Raw genomic sequence first — 14,396 nt, 5'->3', positions numbered from 1 at the left:
AGAAACATTTGACACTTTGCTTACTCAAATTTTTAAAGAACAGCCATAAATGGCAAAACTAAACAATCGTTAAATCGCTTAGTTTTGACATTTAGATGTTGGTGGAGGATGACGGGATCGAACCGACGACCCCCTGCTTGCAAAGCAGGTGCTCTCCCAGCTGAGCTAATCCCCCAACGTCCACTAAGTCCATATCACTGCTGATTGGTGGGTCTGGTAGGACTTGAACCTACGACCCCTGCGTTATCAACACAGTGCTCTAACCAGCTGAGCTACAGACCCGTGGCTTTTATTGTCAACCGATAAGTGTGGGCACTATAGATCCAGCATCTTTTCTCTAGAAAGGAGGTGATCCAGCCGCACCTTCCGATACGGCTACCTTGTTACGACTTTACCCCAGTCATGAACCCTGCCGTGGCAGTCGCCCTCCTTGCGGTTAGGCTAACGGCTTCTGGCAAAACCCACTCCCATGGTATGACGGGCGGTGTGTACAAGACCCGGGAACGTATTCACCGCGACATTCTGATCCGCGATTACTAGCGATTCCAGCTTCACGTAGTCGAGTTGCAGACTACGATCCGGACTACGATGCATTTTCTGAGATTAGCTCCCCCTCGCGGGTTGGCAACCCTCTGTATGCACCATTGTATGACGTGTGAAGCCCTACCCATAAGGGCCATGAGGACTTGACGTCATCCCCACCTTCCTCCGGTTTGTCACCGGCAGTCTCTTTAGAGTGCTCTTGCGTAGCAACTAAAGACAAGGGTTGCGCTCGTTGCGGGACTTAACCCAACATCTCACGACACGAGCTGACGACAGCCATGCAGCACCTGTGTTCACTTTCTCTTACGAGCACCTAATGTATCTCTACTTCGTTAGTGACATGTCAAGGGTAGGTAAGGTTTTTCGCGTTGCATCGAATTAATCCACATCATCCACCGCTTGTGCGGGTCCCCGTCAATTCCTTTGAGTTTTAATCTTGCGACCGTACTCCCCAGGCGGCTGACTTCACGCGTTAGCTACGTTACTCAGGATGTAAATCCCGAACAACTAGTCAGCATCGTTTAGGGCGTGGACTACCAGGGTATCTAATCCTGTTTGCTCCCCACGCTTTCGTGCATGAGCGTCAGTGTTATCCCAGGGGGCTGCCTTCGCCATTGGTATTCCTCCACATATCTACGCATTTCACTGCTACACGTGGAATTCTACCCCCCTCTGACACACTCTAGCTATACAGTCACAGGCGCCATTCCCAGGTTAAGCCCGGGGATTTCACGCCTGTCTTGTATAACCGCCTGCGCACGCTTTACGCCCAGTAATTCCGATTAACGCTCGCACCCTACGTATTACCGCGGCTGCTGGCACGTAGTTAGCCGGTGCTTATTCTTCAGGTACCGTCATTCCCGGACTGTGTTAGAGCCGGTGTTTCTTCCCTGACAAAAGAGCTTTACAACCCGAAGGCCTTCTTCACTCACGCGGCATTGCTGGATCAGGGTTGCCCCCATTGTCCAAAATTCCCCACTGCTGCCTCCCGTAGGAGTCTGGGCCGTGTCTCAGTCCCAGTGTGGCTGATCGTCCTCTCAGACCAGCTACTGATCGTTGCCTTGGTGGGCTTTTACCCCACCAACAAGCTAATCAGGCATCGGCCGCTCTAATCGCGCGAGGTCTTTCGATCCCCCGCTTTCCCCCTCAGGGCGTATGCGGTATTAGCACAGCTTTCGCTGCGTTATCCCCCACGATAAGGTACGTTCCGATGTATTACTCACCCGTTCGCCACTCGCCACCAGGTGCAAGCACCCGTGCTGCCGTTCGACTTGCATGTGTAAGGCATGCCGCCAGCGTTCAATCTGAGCCAGGATCAAACTCTTCAGTTCAATTCCTGTGATCCTTGCGGATCGTCGCACTCATTCAAGAAATTGACTTGGTAATAAAACCAAATCTTTTTACTGTCTATGAGTACTATTTATTTACATCTGTCCCGAAGGACTGGATGCTTTCACTTAGTACCCACAATTATCGGTTGACTAATTTTTAAAGAGGGCTGACTTGTTTCTCGTTTCAAAAAACATTCAGCAGAGAGGTGAGACTATAGCGCACTTATTTTGGGTCGTCAACACCTTTCGTACTCTTTTTCTTAAAAAAGTGCGGGTTTTTTCCTATTTTTTAAATAACCTCAATAAAATCAACGGCTTAGTTTTTAAAAAAAATTTCAACTTTTTTTAAAATTTCTCCTCATTTAGAGATTTCAGAGGACTCCAAAGCAAAAAAGCAGCGTTTTACATGCCTCTATTGCCTATAAACCACAAACCTAAGGGAAAACCCTGAAATTTTCCTTGCTTTCTGCTAAAATATTGCTATGCACAATAAATTAGCGAACAGTCACTCACCTAGCAAGCCATATATGGCGGGGCAGGTGATCCCTGTGCGCGAACTACATGCAGGGCACAGAGAAGAAATCCTCCAGCACTTATTGGCGCTAGGGGACGAAGATCGGCGCCTGCGCTTTGGTACTCAAACCCCTGACGAGGTCATTCATCACTATGTTGAGCAGCTAGATTTCAATAAAGATGCGGTTTTTGGCATCTTTAATGCAGACCTGCGCTTAATTGGCATGGCGCACCTAGCTTATCTTCCTGAAATTCAGGGTCAAGCCCGGGCCGCTGAATTTGGTGTATCTGTATTGCCAGAGGGCAGGGCGCAAGGACTTGGTACTGCACTTCTCAATCGCTCTGCAGTGCATTCACGCAATAGCAATATTCAAATACTCTATGTACATTGCCTTGCTAACAACAAAGCCATGATGCATTTGGCTCAAAAGGCTGGCATGAGTGTGGAATACGCTTATGGCGATGCTGATGCCTATCTCAAGTTGCCACCAGCAAATCCAGCGACCATAGTCGAAGAGGCTGCGAATGAGCAATGGGCTGACTTCGATTACGCCCTGAAAGAAAACCTAAAGCTTGCGAACCAAGCTTGGTGGTGGTTCTTAGGTAGGCCTAACGTCGCGCGTTAATTTTGTTTTGGCGCGCCACGCAAAATCCAACTCACTAATAGAGACAAATCTGCATCACTCAGTTTTGTATTTGCTGGCATAGGCACTACGCCCCAAGAGCCATTGCCACCTTTAGCAATCTTACTTTTTAAAAACACTTGCGCATTCGCATCGCTTTTATATCTTTGCTGAACAGACTGAAAGCTTGGTCCTACAATTTTTTTATCAATTGCATGACAACCTAAGCATGCATTTTGTTTGGCTATTGCAAAGGCTTTTTCATCCTCTGCATTTGCATGTGCAACAGAAATAAAAAAGGCGAAGAACGTAAATATAAAAATTATTTTTACGTCAATTCGCTTTAGGTACATCACGACTCTAAAAAAGTTTATTGGAATTTTGGGGGTGTGTTTGGTTGTGTCTGATCAGCCTTACCTTGTTTTTCAAGGCGATTCTTTTCTTCTTCAGAAATGATGTCAAAGTAAACAAACACTTCTTTAACCCCGTTGGTATTGCTCGCAACTTTTTTCGCCAGATCTGCCTCATCCTGTGTCAGGATGCCCATTAAATAAACGCTAGTGCCTTCAGCCACAATCGCCATTGAATTGGATGGTAATTTATCTGTGAAGATCATCTGTGTTTTAATTTTTGACTCTAGATAAGAATCGTTAGCGCGCGCAGTATAGGAGCTATTGGGCCCGATTACTAACTCATTAAATACAGTGCGTGCATTCTTCATCGCCTTCACATATGCGCCGGCCTCACCCTTGATATCAGCATCCTTCACTTCACCGGTCAACAATACTTTTTGATTGAATGACGTTACGTTAATGTGGGCGTTATCGCCAAATCTTTTTGACAAAGCAGCATTGGCTTCTAATTCGATGCCATTATCAATTGCTTGCACACCTGGCGTACGTCTATCCGCCATGACGCTTGCACCTGCAGCCACACCTCCTACTGCCAACAACCCGCAAGCAGACAGTTGTGTAGCAATGACTGTAGCAATAATCAATTTACTGAGAGAGTGAATTTGCATTAGTATTTCTTTAATGTTGATATAGAAAATTAATCGAGCAGAACATGATCAACGCCATCGCACAAACTATGCAATAACACTAAATGTGTTTCTTGAATACGGGCGGTACGCGTAGAAGGTGCGCAGAGATGAATATCATCTTTATCTAATAAGGCTGCAATCTTGCCTCCGCCATTACCGGTCAGCGCAATAATTTTGATGCCCAATTTTTTTGCCGCCTCGATTGCTTTGATCACATTTTTTGAGTTGCCAGAAGTTGATATGCCTAGAAGGATGTCGCCTTTTTTTCCTAGTCCACGCACTTGCTTGCTAAAAACTTCGTCGTAACTGTAGTCATTGCCAACCGCAGTCAATATCGAGCTATCTGTTGTCAAGGCAATCGCTGCTAATTCTTGTCGCTCGCGCTCAAATCGGCCAATCAGCTCAGCTGCAAAATGTTGCGCGTCTGCAGCAGAACCACCATTGCCACAAGCCATCACTTTGCCGCCTGCTCGCAAGCAATCCACCATTGCTAAGACGCCATGAGCAACTGGCTCGGGTAGCACTTTTTCTGCCTCTTGCTTTACTGCAATGCTGTCTAAAAAATGTTGGGATGCGCGTTTGCGCAAACTTTCAATGATGTTTTTATCCATAACAATATTATGCGCCAAAGCGACGGTGATTTCTGTTGAGCCCAGCTTAACTCAAAAGCAACGTATTCTCTTGCATATTCTTTAACCTTCAGCAGACAATACCCTCATGGAACTTGGCTCATTCGATTTTTTAAAACAACAGGATTTGCCTGCTGGGGCCCTCTATATGGTGGCGACGCCAATTGGTAATTTAGGTGACATCACCTTGCGTGCACTCCATATTCTGAACACGGTTGATGGGATTGCCTGTGAGGACACTCGACACAGCGCGCCGCTTCTACAACAATTTGGCATTCACAAAAAATGTGTAGCACTTCATACCCACAACGAACTCAGTGGTGCCCAAACCATTATTCAACGCCTTGCAAACAATGAGCGCTGGGCTTATATCTCCGATGCAGGCACGCCCGGTGTTTCTGACCCTGGCGCACGTTTAGTAGATGAAGTACAAAAAGCGGGCTTTCGGGTAATACCAGTTCCGGGTGCAAGCGCTATATCTTGCGCAATCTCTGCATCTGGCTCAGTCATGCTGAACTCCGAAGGGCGCTTTCAGTTTTTAGGTTTTTGGCCACACAAAACAAAAGAGCGGGATGCGCTTTTACATGACATCTCGACTAGCAAAAAAACAAGCATTTTCTTTGAATCACCTCACCATATCCACGAAACGTTGCAGACTTTAGCGCAAAGCTTAGAGCCCGATCGCCAGATCTTGGTATGTCGAGAGTTAACTAAAAAGTTTGAGCAACTTGTTTCACTAAGAGCGCAAGATCTTCCATCCTGGCTAGCCAACGCAGAAAGTCTAAAAGGTGAATTCATTATTCTGGTAGCAGGCCGCCAGGGCAGTCTAGATGAGACCCCGGAACACGCTACCTTATTGCGTTGGGTTCATTCGCTGAGCCCCTATCTTGGCAGCAAAGAAATTGCCACCGTCCTCTCGCAGACTCTTGGCCTGACCAAAAAAGATGCGTATCAAATTGCATTAGAAGCAAAAACTGCGGAGAATGAATAATAAAAAAGCTGGCATATAGCCAGCTTTTCAATACTTGCAGCGAATTTTATTTTGCTGCGGGGGCTTTTGGCTCAGGCAGCTTGCCGCCAGAGGCGTTTGCCATGTAAACAACGGCGCGACCCAATTCATAATCGCTCACGTCTGCTGGCAAAGAACCGCCGCGCGCAGGCATTGCGTTTTTGCCCTTCAACACTGATGTCAATAAAGCGTCGTAACCTTTTGCAATGCGTGGTGCCCACGCAGCAGTATCACCAAACTTTGGCGCACCAGCTGCACCAGTAGCATGACATGCAGCACAAACCGCTTTATAAACTTGCTCGCCCGATTGAGGATCGCGCGGACCACTAGCAGCACCTTGAAAATTGAGCTGGGCTACCGGCTTAATAAGTTGCTCAGTAGTCGCGGAGGAATCGCCACGTTTACCGTTATTAACAAAAACCATTAACAACAAAATAATGATCAAGGGCACAAAAAAGCTTGCAAACACCATGATGATGAGTTGTTTTGGGGACTTAATTAGATTTCCGTGCTCATTGCTCATAAGAATTTATCGTTTGACGGGTTTTAGGGTTGATTTGCCGAGATTATAACTAGAGAAGTAGGGGTTTAGGCACTTACAATAGCGAGGTATCCAGTTTTCCCGCTGGCGCCCGTAGCTCAGTGGATAGAGTATTGGCCTCCGAAGCCAAGGGTCGCAGGTTCGATTCCTGCCGGGCGCGCCAAAACCAGGGGGTTTTTTGACATACATCATGCGAGAAATCACGAAAACCGCTATCATTTGCATCTAACTTATTGATTCTTATCGTGTCTACACATCTAAATACCGCCCTTTCTGAGCCATCCTTGACCAATCCTCTGCATCCAGAGGCGCCATTGCCGCACCGCAAAATTATTCGGAGCTGGCTAATTCCAATGGCACAAGGAGAAACTGGGCGCGCAATCTTGCTTTTAATAATCGACTCATTGTTGTGGCTGGGCTGCATTGCAGGCACCATATTTGTTGAGAACATTCTTCTGAAGCTCGTTTTTGGAGTGGTTGCTGGATTCGTTACTGGCCGCATTTTTATCTTGGGTCATGACGCCTGTCATCAGAGCTTCACACCGAATCGCGAACTGAATAAAGTATTGGGGCGCATTGCCTTCTTGCCTTCACTAACACCTTACAGCTTGTGGGATGTAGGACATAACGTAGTGCACCATGGTCAAACCAACTTAAAAGGTTTTGACTTCGTTTGGGCACCACTCTCTAAATCAGAATACGACGCGCTACCCCCATGGCGTAAGGCTTTAGAGCGTTTGTATCGTAGCGGCTGGGGCCCTGTTTTTTACTACCTGATTGAAATCTGGTGGAGACGTGAATATTTCCCAAATGCAAAAAACAAGCCTGGTGATCGCCCGATTTTCTTAAAGGACAACTTGCTGGTTACTGCATTTGCAATCGTTTGGATTGGCTGCTTGATCGCTGGCGCAATTGCTACCGGACAGTCTATTTGGCTTGGTTTAATCACCGGTTTTGCGGTGCCATTTTTGTTCTGGAACGGGATGATTGGCTTCGTGGTTTATGTGCACCACACCCACCCATCCGTATCTTGGTATGACAAAAAATCCGAGTGGTTACGCGCCCAACCTTTTGTTTCAACTACAGTGCACCTAACGTTTAACTGGATCTGGGGCTCTTTAATGCACCACATCATGGAGCATACCGCCCATCACGTAGATATGAGTGTTCCACTCTACCGCCTGCCAGAGGCTCAGAAAACCCTGGAAACTATCCTTCCAGAGCGCATTTTTATTCAAAAGTTCTCTTGGGGCTGGTATTTCGATACTGCTCGCAAGTGCAAGCTCTATGACTTTGAAAATAAGGCATGGTTAGATTTTGATGGCAACAAAACGGCCGATTCGGTCCGGGTTGTCCTAACCCCAGTGCCAGCGGGACAAAACGGGTAAAATAGATCTCTGTATAAAGATTTGCCTTACCCGGATTGCCCATGACTACCTCGACTCCAGCTGCTACCCAAGATTCTTCACAGAGCCTTAAATTTTGCTCTTCTTGCAGTCGTGAAAAACGACTAGAAGGCGGCACTTGGATTCCAACAAGCAATCGCAAGCAGCGCTGGATCTGCGCTAGCTGTTTGTATAACCGTACGCACCGTACCGGTTCAGCAAAAACCTAATTTCTCGGCAGCATTGACTGCCAATTCTTTTGTAGTTAAGCACCATCTCCCACGTAGGGATTTGTTTTGCGCTCATTGCCAAAAGTCGACATTGGTCCATGACCTGGCACAAATTGAACATCATCACCCAGTGGCCATAGCTTTGTTTTAATCGCATGGATTAAATCTGCATGATTGCCGCGCGGAAAATCTGTTCTGCCAATTGAGCCTGCAAAAAGCACATCGCCTACGATCGCCAAGCGATCTTCTTTGTCATAGAACACTACGTGACCAGGTGTATGACCTGGGCAGTGAAAGACTTCTAAATCGACATTGCCTACTTGCACATGATCGCCATCATTCAGCCAACGATTAGGCTCAAACACTTTAGCGTGCCCAAAACCAAAGCGTACGGTTTGCTCTGGTAATTGATCAATCCAAAAACGCTCTGCCTCTTGGGGCCCTTCTATGGGCACTCCCAGCTGATCAGCCAAATCTTTTGCTGCAGCACAGTGATCTAGATGCCCATGCGTCAGCAAAATCTTTTTTACAGTGCCGCCCATTTGCTGTACGCCAGCCAATATTTTTTCAATATCGCCACCTGGATCAACCACAGCAGCATCACCCGTTTCCTGGCAAACCAAAATGGAGCAGTTTTGCTCAAATGGTGTAACGGGCACTATTCCTAATTTAATTGGCATATATCACCAGCAAATAAATTCATTATCCAATAAGCCTCTAGTGTATGAGACTCGGCATAAAATGTTTCAAAAGGAAAAATCATGAACACCCAAGATACTTTTAAATTTGCAGAAACTCATGAATGGGCAGACGTTGAAGACGAGGGACTAGTATGGGTTGGGATTAGCAACCATGCGCAAGAAGCTCTGGGAGATGTGATGTTCTTCCAAGCGCCTAAATTAGGTCAACAAGTTAAACAGGGTGAGGCCATTGCAGTGATTGAGTCCGTGAAAGCGGCGAGTGATATTCATGCGCCTATTAGCGGGGAGGTTGTTGAGCTCAATGCTGAGGTAGATGCCGCACCAGAGCTCGTGAATGAAAATCCTTACAGCATTTGGCTTTTTAAGATTAAACCTACTTCCGCCGACAGTCTTGCTGCCGAGTTAAGTCAACTCTTGAGTTTGGAAAAATACAGCTCTGGTCCTGGCGCCTAGAAATTAAATTGAAATAGGGTCGCGCTCAATTAACCAACGAATGCGATCGCCCTTACTAATCCGTCCCTGAGAATGGGCTCGTAATTCAAGATTAATCGCCTCTAAGACGTCCTGCAGTTGCCTGCGGTCGTCTGCCTCTAGAACCAGTTGGGCTCGCTCAATACCGGCTACACGCACCATACTTCTGGGCACGGGGTCATAAACCCGCAATCCTGGGTTGATCAGGCCCAAAGCCTTGAGGCGCCCCTTTAGCGCGCTCAAAAACTGAATTGCCTTATCAAGGCTTTTCGCCTCTGCGTGAACTAAGCCCTGGTATGAGAAGGGCGGCAACTTGGCTTCCTCGCGCTCACTTGCAGTATGGGATAAAAATCCATCCACATCGTGGCGCATGAGATATTGAAATACTGCCGCCTCTGGAAACTGGGTTTCAATATAGATATCGCCACCAACTTCTCCATCCTTGCCAGCCCTGCCGGCGCGACCGGCTACCTGCACGAGCTGGGCAAATAATCTTTCAGCTGCACGAAAGTCTTGGGAGAATAAACGGCCGTCCGCGTCCAACACCGCAACCAATCCAATGTTTTGATAATCGTGCCCCTTGGCAATCATTTGGGTGCCTACAACGATGTCTACATTGCCCTCATGAATTTCCTGAAACAGCTCCTCTGCTCCCTTGCTTTTGCGGCTCGAATCAGTATCAACACGCAATACTCTAGCGCTCGGCCAAACCTCCTCAACCGCATCCTCAAGCTTTTGCGTACCTTGCCCAAGCGTTTTAAGGTCGGCATTACCGCAATCAGGGCAGTGGCTTGGGATGGGTTTTGCAAGCCCGCAATGATGACAATTCAAAATGGCTTTACGTCCTAGGGCGCCCGCCTTATGCATCACCATGTAAGCGCTACATTGTTGGCATTTTGATAGCCATGAGCAAGCACTACAACTGAGCACAGGTGCATAACCTCTGCGATTAATGAGAAGCAAACTTTGCTTTTGGGCTGCTAAATTTTTATTCATCGCCAGCACCAGGGGCTTGCTGAGCGAAATTGTGGCTGCGGGTTTCTCAAGATCTCCAGGGCTGAACTGATTTTGAGGATCGCGGGTATTGATTAAATGCACTGTTGGCATACCGGCGCCCTGAGCGCGCTGATCAAGACGCACATACTGGTATCTGCCAGAATTTGCAGCCATCCAGGTTTCGAGAGAGGGTGTTGCGGAAGATAGCAATATCGGAATCTTCAAATCGTGTGCGCGCCATACAGCTAAATCACGCGCCGAATAACGAATTCCATCTTGCTGTTTATAAGAAGGGTCATGCTCTTCATCCACTACGATTGCACGCAAGCTTGGTATCGGCGTTAATGCTGCTGACCTTGTTCCTAAAATAATTTGGGCCTTACCAATGCTTGCCTCATGCCAAGCTAGCCCCCGTTTTTTTTCGCTAATGCCGCTGTGTAATACCACCATCTTTTTATCTGGGAAGTAGGCCCGCACTCTGCGCTCTAGCTGTGGCGTTAAATTGATCTCTGGCACCAAAATTAATGCTTGAGCACTTTCTTCTTGAAGGATTGCGCTCAACCAATTTAAAAATACTGCGGTTTTTCCGCTACCCGTTTGCCCCTGAAGCAAAGTTGCTCTAAATTCTTTTTTCTCGTGATCGATGCGCAAACTGTCTAATGCTTGCGACTGTGCATCATTGAGTTGCGTTTCGCTGATATATCCTTCGCTAAGCTTAGGCTCTTCCTTTTTCTTTTTTGCTTTTGCTGACTCCAACTTTTCAGGAATTTTTTTCCAGTTCTCCGCCTTTTTCCACATTTGGGGAATCGTAGGAATGATGGTCTCCCCAAGCCCATGGATGTAATACTGGCTAGCAAAGTTCATCAACCGAAGAGCAGCGGGGTCCATGGGGGGCAATGGCGCAACCTGGATAACTGGCTTTAATTTGTCAACATCAAAGTCAGAGTGAGCACTTACTTTAATAACTACGCCGATCAAACTGTAGCGTCCAAACGGGACTTCCACCACATGGCCCACCTCAGGCGCGACACCCAACAGCGCCTGATCCCATAGGTAATCAAAGCCCTGTGCCAAAGGCTTATCAACCACTACTTGAACCACTATGGGTGATGACATGATTTACTTCGTTTTTCTATTTTGCTTGTGGATAAGTCTGTGGATATCATCCAGGAACTCGGATTTATCAGCTAATTTAACAGCAAACCTCTTTAGCACTCAATTTGGGCATAATAGCTAAATTATTATATAAATCAATAACTTAAAACATCTTTCGAAAGTTAAAGTTTATCTTTAAACGGAATCTCACTGAATTTCGATTGCGGACCAAAACTGTGCATAACTTTAGCCAAAGGTTTTAACTGCAAGTTAGCGACTACTCAGTATTACTGCTTTGTTCTAAGAGCCTTAGAGCGCTGAATAACCGCCTCTGCCAAAGCAGTCACGCTTTCTGGTGGGGTGAACTGAGATATCCCGTGCCCCAAGTTAAAGACATGCCCATCTAAAGGGTGCAGCCCTGGCTTGAGAGCTGGTGCGGATGCTAAATCCTCCAAAATGCGAGCAGCCTGTTCAGCAATTTGCTTTGGTTCGGAAAATAAAATCAATGGATCTAGATTGCCTTGCAGGGCTAAAGGCTTATTCAATGCAAGCAGCTGTTTGCGAGCGCGACTCAGCGACATAGTCCAGTCCATCGCAATCACATCAGCACCGACTTGGGCCATATCGTTCAACCAAATTGCGCCGCCCTTAGTAAACATGATGACCGGGATTTTTCTGCCTTCGTATTCTCGGGGCAACAAAGCAATCACCTTTTGCATGGACGCTAAAGATACTTTTTGATACCAACCATCTGGCAGCATGCCGCCCCAGGTATCAAAAATCATCAGCGCCTGTGCGCCTGCTTTGACTTGCTCAATTAAGTAACTTGCAACAGATTGTGCATTGATATTGAGGATATGCTCCATCAAATCAGGGCGACTAAACATCATAGTTTTAGCATGGCGAAAATCATCCGCACTCGAACCATCAATCATGTAACAAGCCAGTGTCCATGGGCTTCCGGAGAATCCAATGAGGGGGACGCGCTGCTTGCCGTCCTGTATCAGCGCTTTACGAATTTCTGAAACAGCATCAAATACATATTTGAGCTGATCCATATCCGCTACATGTAATTTTTTGACAGCCTCTTCAGTGCGCAAAGGATGATCAAAACTGGGGCCTTCGCCCGCAGTAAATTTCAAGCCCAAGCCCATCGCATCAGGAATGGTCAAAATATCTGAAAATAAAATGGCCGCATCCAGTGGATAACGATCCAAAGGCTGAAGAGTTACCTCAGTTGCATAAGCGGGGGTTTTTGCAAGACCCAAGAAGCTTCCAGCTCTTGCTCGGGTAGCGTTGTATTCAGGAAGATATCGGCCAGCTTGGCGCATGAGCCAAAGCGGTGTTTGATCAACCGCTTCGCCCAGGCAGGCCTTTAAAAACCGATCATTTAACAGCAAGGAGATGACCGGCTATTACTTTTTACGACGGAAACGTGCAATTGCTGCCAACTGCGCAGCCGCCATTGCAAACTCAGATTGGGCCAAGGCCAAATCAAAGTCAGTGCCACGATTTTGCATCGCTTCTTCCGCACGTTTCTTAGCTTCAATTGCTTTAGCTTCATCAAGATCATGTCCACGAATAGCGGTATCCGCTAATACGGTAACGTGATCTGGCTGAACTTCTAAATAGCCACCTGCTACGAAAACAAACTCTTCGTCTCCATCAGCTTTTTCAATACGAACTGAACCTGGACGAATACGTGTAATCAAAGGAGTGTGGCCGCGCAAAATGCCGAGCTCTCCACTTTCACCAGGAAGAGCAACAAACTTGGCTTCCCCGCTGAAAATAGACTGCTCAGCACTTACTACATCGACGCGTATGGTTGACATAATTTCCCTAGATGACTTCGATTAAAGCTTCTTGGCTTTCTCGATGGCTTCATCAATTGAACCCACCATGTAGAACGCTTGCTCTGGCAAGTGATCCAATTCGCCGCTGCAGATCATTTTGAAACCACGGATAGTTTCTTTCAATGGAACGTATTTGCCTGGTGAACCAGTAAACACTTCAGCAACGTGGAAAGGCTGGGACAAGAAACGTTGAATCTTACGAGCACGTGATACAGCCAATTTGTCTTCTGGAGACAATTCGTCCATACCCAAAATCGCAATAATGTCGCGCAATTCTTTGTAACGCTGCAAAGTCATCTGAACATCACGAGCAACTTCATAGTGCTCTTGGCCAACTACTTGTGGGTCAAGCTGACGGCTGGTCGAATCCAGTGGATCAACCGCTGGGTAGATACCCAAGGCAGCAATATCACGTGACAACACAACGGTGGAGTCTAAGTGCAAGAAGGTTGTTGCTGGTGACGGATCGGTCAAGTCATCCGCAGGAACGTAAACGGCCTGAATAGAGGTAACAGAACCTGTCTTAGTAGAAGTAATACGCTCTTGCAATTTACCCATCTCTTCGGCCAAAGTAGGCTGATAACCCACAGCGGAAGGCATACGACCGAGCAACGCAGAAACTTCAGTACCAGCCAATGTGTAACGGTAGATGTTGTCAACGAAGAACAAAATGTCACGGCCTTCGTCACGGAACGCTTCAGCCATTGTCAAACCTGTCAACGCAACGCGTAAACGGTTACCAGGAGGCTCGTTCATCTGACCAAACACCATCGCCACTTTGTCGATAACGTTAGATTCTTTCATCTCGTGATAGAAGTCATTACCTTCACGAGTGCGCTCACCAACACCGGCGAACACTGACAAACCAGAGTGTTGCTTAGCGATGTTGTTAATCAATTCCATCATGTTCACGGTCTTACCAACACCCGCACCACCGAACAAGCCAACCTTACCGCCCTTAGCGAACGGGCAAACTAAGTCAATAACCTTAATACCGGTCTCTAACAAGTCAACAGAAGGGGAAAGCTCATCAAACTTAGGCGCTGGCTGGTGAATAGCGCGACGCTCTTCAGTAGCAATCGGACCCGCATCATCAATTGGGCGTCCTAAAACGTCCATAATGCGGCCCAGAGTTGCTGGACCAACCGGTACAGAAATTGGCTTACCAGTAGATTTCACTTCCATGCCACGACGCAAGCCATCGCTCGCACCCATAGCAATTGCGCGAACTACGCCGTCACCAATTTGTTGCTGAACTTCAAAGGTCAAACCTTTTTCAGCAAATGATTTTTCGCCGCTATCAACTAATGTCAATGCATCATAAATGTTTGGCATTTTGTCGCGTGGGAACTGAATGTCCACCACTGGACCGATACATTGCACGATATTTCCGTTACTCATCGCTTTCTCCGCTTTTAATTCCGTAAATTCTTT

General features: G+C 47.0%; 14 protein-coding genes, 3 tRNA genes and 1 rRNA gene. 6 read left to right on the top strand and 12 right to left on the bottom strand.

Going from position 1 to position 14,396, the window contains the following annotated elements; all coding sequences use genetic code 11:
• Window positions 1-99: 99 nt before the first annotated feature.
• The 3 genes from ICN24_RS01445 to ICN24_RS01435 form a co-directional block, all read right to left on the bottom strand.
• A tRNA-Ala gene (locus ICN24_RS01445) sits at window positions 100-175 on the bottom strand.
• Between the two features lie 30 nt (window positions 176-205).
• Window positions 206-282: transfer RNA gene (locus ICN24_RS01440), tRNA-Ile, on the bottom strand.
• 59 nt (window positions 283-341) lie between these two features.
• A 16S ribosomal RNA gene (locus ICN24_RS01435) occupies window positions 342-1,874 on the bottom strand.
• A gap of 482 nt (window positions 1,875-2,356) precedes the next feature.
• Here ICN24_RS01435 and ICN24_RS01430 point away from each other — a divergent pair.
• On the top strand, window positions 2,357-3,013 hold the full coding sequence (locus ICN24_RS01430; protein ID WP_216220888.1) for a GNAT family N-acetyltransferase: 657 nt from the start codon (window positions 2,357-2,359) through the stop codon (window positions 3,011-3,013).
• On the opposite strand, the gene ICN24_RS01425 is transcribed toward ICN24_RS01430, so the two are convergent.
• The 3 genes from ICN24_RS01425 to ICN24_RS01415 are packed head-to-tail and all read right to left on the bottom strand — an operon-like array spanning window position 3,010 to window position 4,663.
• Window positions 3,010-3,363, bottom strand: coding sequence for a c-type cytochrome (locus ICN24_RS01425; RefSeq protein ID WP_255532524.1), 354 nt, complete (start codon window positions 3,361-3,363; stop codon window positions 3,010-3,012). The two genes, ICN24_RS01430 and ICN24_RS01425, sit on opposite strands and share 4 nt — an antisense overlap.
• A gap of 17 nt (window positions 3,364-3,380) precedes the next feature.
• Complete coding sequence (locus ICN24_RS01420; protein ID WP_216220886.1) at window positions 3,381-4,031, bottom strand: BON domain-containing protein; 651 nt, start codon at window positions 4,029-4,031, stop codon at window positions 3,381-3,383.
• A 29-nt stretch (window positions 4,032-4,060) separates the two neighbouring features.
• Window positions 4,061-4,663 carry a phosphoheptose isomerase gene (locus ICN24_RS01415; protein WP_216220885.1) on the bottom strand — a complete coding sequence of 201 codons (603 nt, stop codon included), beginning with the start codon at window positions 4,661-4,663 and terminating at the stop codon, window positions 4,061-4,063.
• 106 nt (window positions 4,664-4,769) lie between these two features.
• On the opposite strand from ICN24_RS01415, the gene rsmI reads away from it, so the two are divergent.
• Window positions 4,770-5,672: a 16S rRNA (cytidine(1402)-2'-O)-methyltransferase gene (gene rsmI, locus ICN24_RS01410; RefSeq protein WP_216220884.1), complete on the top strand. Its 903-nt coding sequence runs from the start codon at window positions 4,770-4,772 to the stop codon at window positions 5,670-5,672.
• Between the two features lie 46 nt (window positions 5,673-5,718).
• Here rsmI and ICN24_RS01405 read toward each other — a convergent pair whose 3' ends face one another.
• A complete protein-coding gene (locus tag ICN24_RS01405; RefSeq protein WP_216220883.1) occupies window positions 5,719-6,213 on the bottom strand; it encodes a cytochrome c5 family protein in 495 nt (164 codons plus the stop codon).
• A gap of 105 nt (window positions 6,214-6,318) precedes the next feature.
• Between ICN24_RS01405 and ICN24_RS01400 the strand changes: the two genes are divergently transcribed.
• From ICN24_RS01400 to ICN24_RS01390, 3 genes are all read left to right on the top strand, one after another.
• Window positions 6,319-6,394, top strand: a tRNA-Arg gene (locus ICN24_RS01400).
• An 82-nt stretch (window positions 6,395-6,476) separates the two neighbouring features.
• Window positions 6,477-7,619, top strand: coding sequence for a fatty acid desaturase (locus ICN24_RS01395; protein ID WP_370623087.1), 1,143 nt, complete (start codon window positions 6,477-6,479; stop codon window positions 7,617-7,619).
• A 41-nt stretch (window positions 7,620-7,660) separates the two neighbouring features.
• Window positions 7,661-7,846 carry a hypothetical protein gene (locus ICN24_RS01390; protein ID WP_143070006.1) on the top strand — a complete coding sequence of 62 codons (186 nt, stop codon included), beginning with the start codon at window positions 7,661-7,663 and terminating at the stop codon, window positions 7,844-7,846.
• 35 nt (window positions 7,847-7,881) lie between these two features.
• Here the strand turns inward: ICN24_RS01390 and ICN24_RS01385 are convergent, their stop codons facing one another.
• Window positions 7,882-8,526 (bottom strand): MBL fold metallo-hydrolase, encoded by a 645-nt coding sequence (locus ICN24_RS01385; RefSeq protein WP_216859874.1) that lies wholly within the window; start codon window positions 8,524-8,526, stop codon window positions 7,882-7,884.
• 81 nt (window positions 8,527-8,607) lie between these two features.
• Here ICN24_RS01385 and gcvH point away from each other — a divergent pair, with 81 nt between their 5' ends.
• Window positions 8,608-9,000, top strand: a complete 393-nt coding sequence (gene gcvH / locus ICN24_RS01380; protein WP_216220882.1) for a glycine cleavage system protein GcvH — start codon at window positions 8,608-8,610, stop codon at window positions 8,998-9,000.
• 3 nt (window positions 9,001-9,003) lie between these two features.
• Here the strand turns inward: gcvH and priA are convergent, their stop codons facing one another.
• From priA to atpD, 4 genes are all read right to left on the bottom strand, one after another.
• A complete protein-coding gene (priA, locus tag ICN24_RS01375) occupies window positions 9,004-11,130 on the bottom strand; it encodes a primosomal protein N' (protein ID WP_216220881.1) in 2,127 nt (708 codons plus the stop codon).
• Window positions 11,131-11,396: 266 nt separating this feature from the next.
• Window positions 11,397-12,515, bottom strand: coding sequence for a uroporphyrinogen decarboxylase (hemE, locus tag ICN24_RS01370; protein WP_216222157.1), 1,119 nt, complete (start codon window positions 12,513-12,515; stop codon window positions 11,397-11,399).
• Window positions 12,516-12,524: 9 nt separating this feature from the next.
• Window positions 12,525-12,941, bottom strand: a complete 417-nt coding sequence (locus ICN24_RS01365; RefSeq protein ID WP_068320066.1) for a F0F1 ATP synthase subunit epsilon — start codon at window positions 12,939-12,941, stop codon at window positions 12,525-12,527.
• Between the two features lie 21 nt (window positions 12,942-12,962).
• Window positions 12,963-14,363, bottom strand: coding sequence for a F0F1 ATP synthase subunit beta (gene atpD, locus ICN24_RS01360; RefSeq protein ID WP_071467468.1), 1,401 nt, complete (start codon window positions 14,361-14,363; stop codon window positions 12,963-12,965).
• Window positions 14,364-14,396: the final 33 nt, after the last annotated feature.

The sequence above is a fragment of the Polynucleobacter sp. UK-Kesae-W10 genome (genome assembly GCF_018881575.1).
Classification (GTDB): domain Bacteria; phylum Pseudomonadota; class Gammaproteobacteria; order Burkholderiales; family Burkholderiaceae; genus Polynucleobacter.
This window is presented reverse-complemented; position numbering and strand designations above follow the sequence as displayed.

Excerpts from the sequence above, each read along its gene's own strand:
- ICN24_RS01430 (WP_216220888.1), top strand. The coding sequence starts at position 2,357 with ATGCACAATAAATTAGCGAACAGTCACTCACCTAGCAAGCCATATATG.
- ICN24_RS01425 (WP_255532524.1), bottom strand. The coding sequence starts at position 3,363 with ATGTACCTAAAGCGAATTGACGTAAAAATAATTTTTATATTTACGTTC.
- ICN24_RS01420 (WP_216220886.1), bottom strand. The coding sequence starts at position 4,031 with ATGCAAATTCACTCTCTCAGTAAATTGATTATTGCTACAGTCATTGCT.
- ICN24_RS01415 (WP_216220885.1), bottom strand. The coding sequence starts at position 4,663 with ATGGATAAAAACATCATTGAAAGTTTGCGCAAACGCGCATCCCAACAT.
- rsmI (WP_216220884.1), top strand. The coding sequence starts at position 4,770 with ATGGAACTTGGCTCATTCGATTTTTTAAAACAACAGGATTTGCCTGCT.
- ICN24_RS01405 (WP_216220883.1), bottom strand. The coding sequence starts at position 6,213 with ATGAGCAATGAGCACGGAAATCTAATTAAGTCCCCAAAACAACTCATC.
- ICN24_RS01390 (WP_143070006.1), top strand. The coding sequence starts at position 7,661 with ATGACTACCTCGACTCCAGCTGCTACCCAAGATTCTTCACAGAGCCTT.
- ICN24_RS01385 (WP_216859874.1), bottom strand. The coding sequence starts at position 8,526 with ATGCCAATTAAATTAGGAATAGTGCCCGTTACACCATTTGAGCAAAAC.
- gcvH (WP_216220882.1), top strand. The coding sequence starts at position 8,608 with ATGAACACCCAAGATACTTTTAAATTTGCAGAAACTCATGAATGGGCA.
- priA (WP_216220881.1), bottom strand. The coding sequence starts at position 11,130 with ATGTCATCACCCATAGTGGTTCAAGTAGTGGTTGATAAGCCTTTGGCA.
- ICN24_RS01365 (WP_068320066.1), bottom strand. The coding sequence starts at position 12,941 with ATGTCAACCATACGCGTCGATGTAGTAAGTGCTGAGCAGTCTATTTTC.
- atpD (WP_071467468.1), bottom strand. The coding sequence starts at position 14,363 with ATGAGTAACGGAAATATCGTGCAATGTATCGGTCCAGTGGTGGACATT.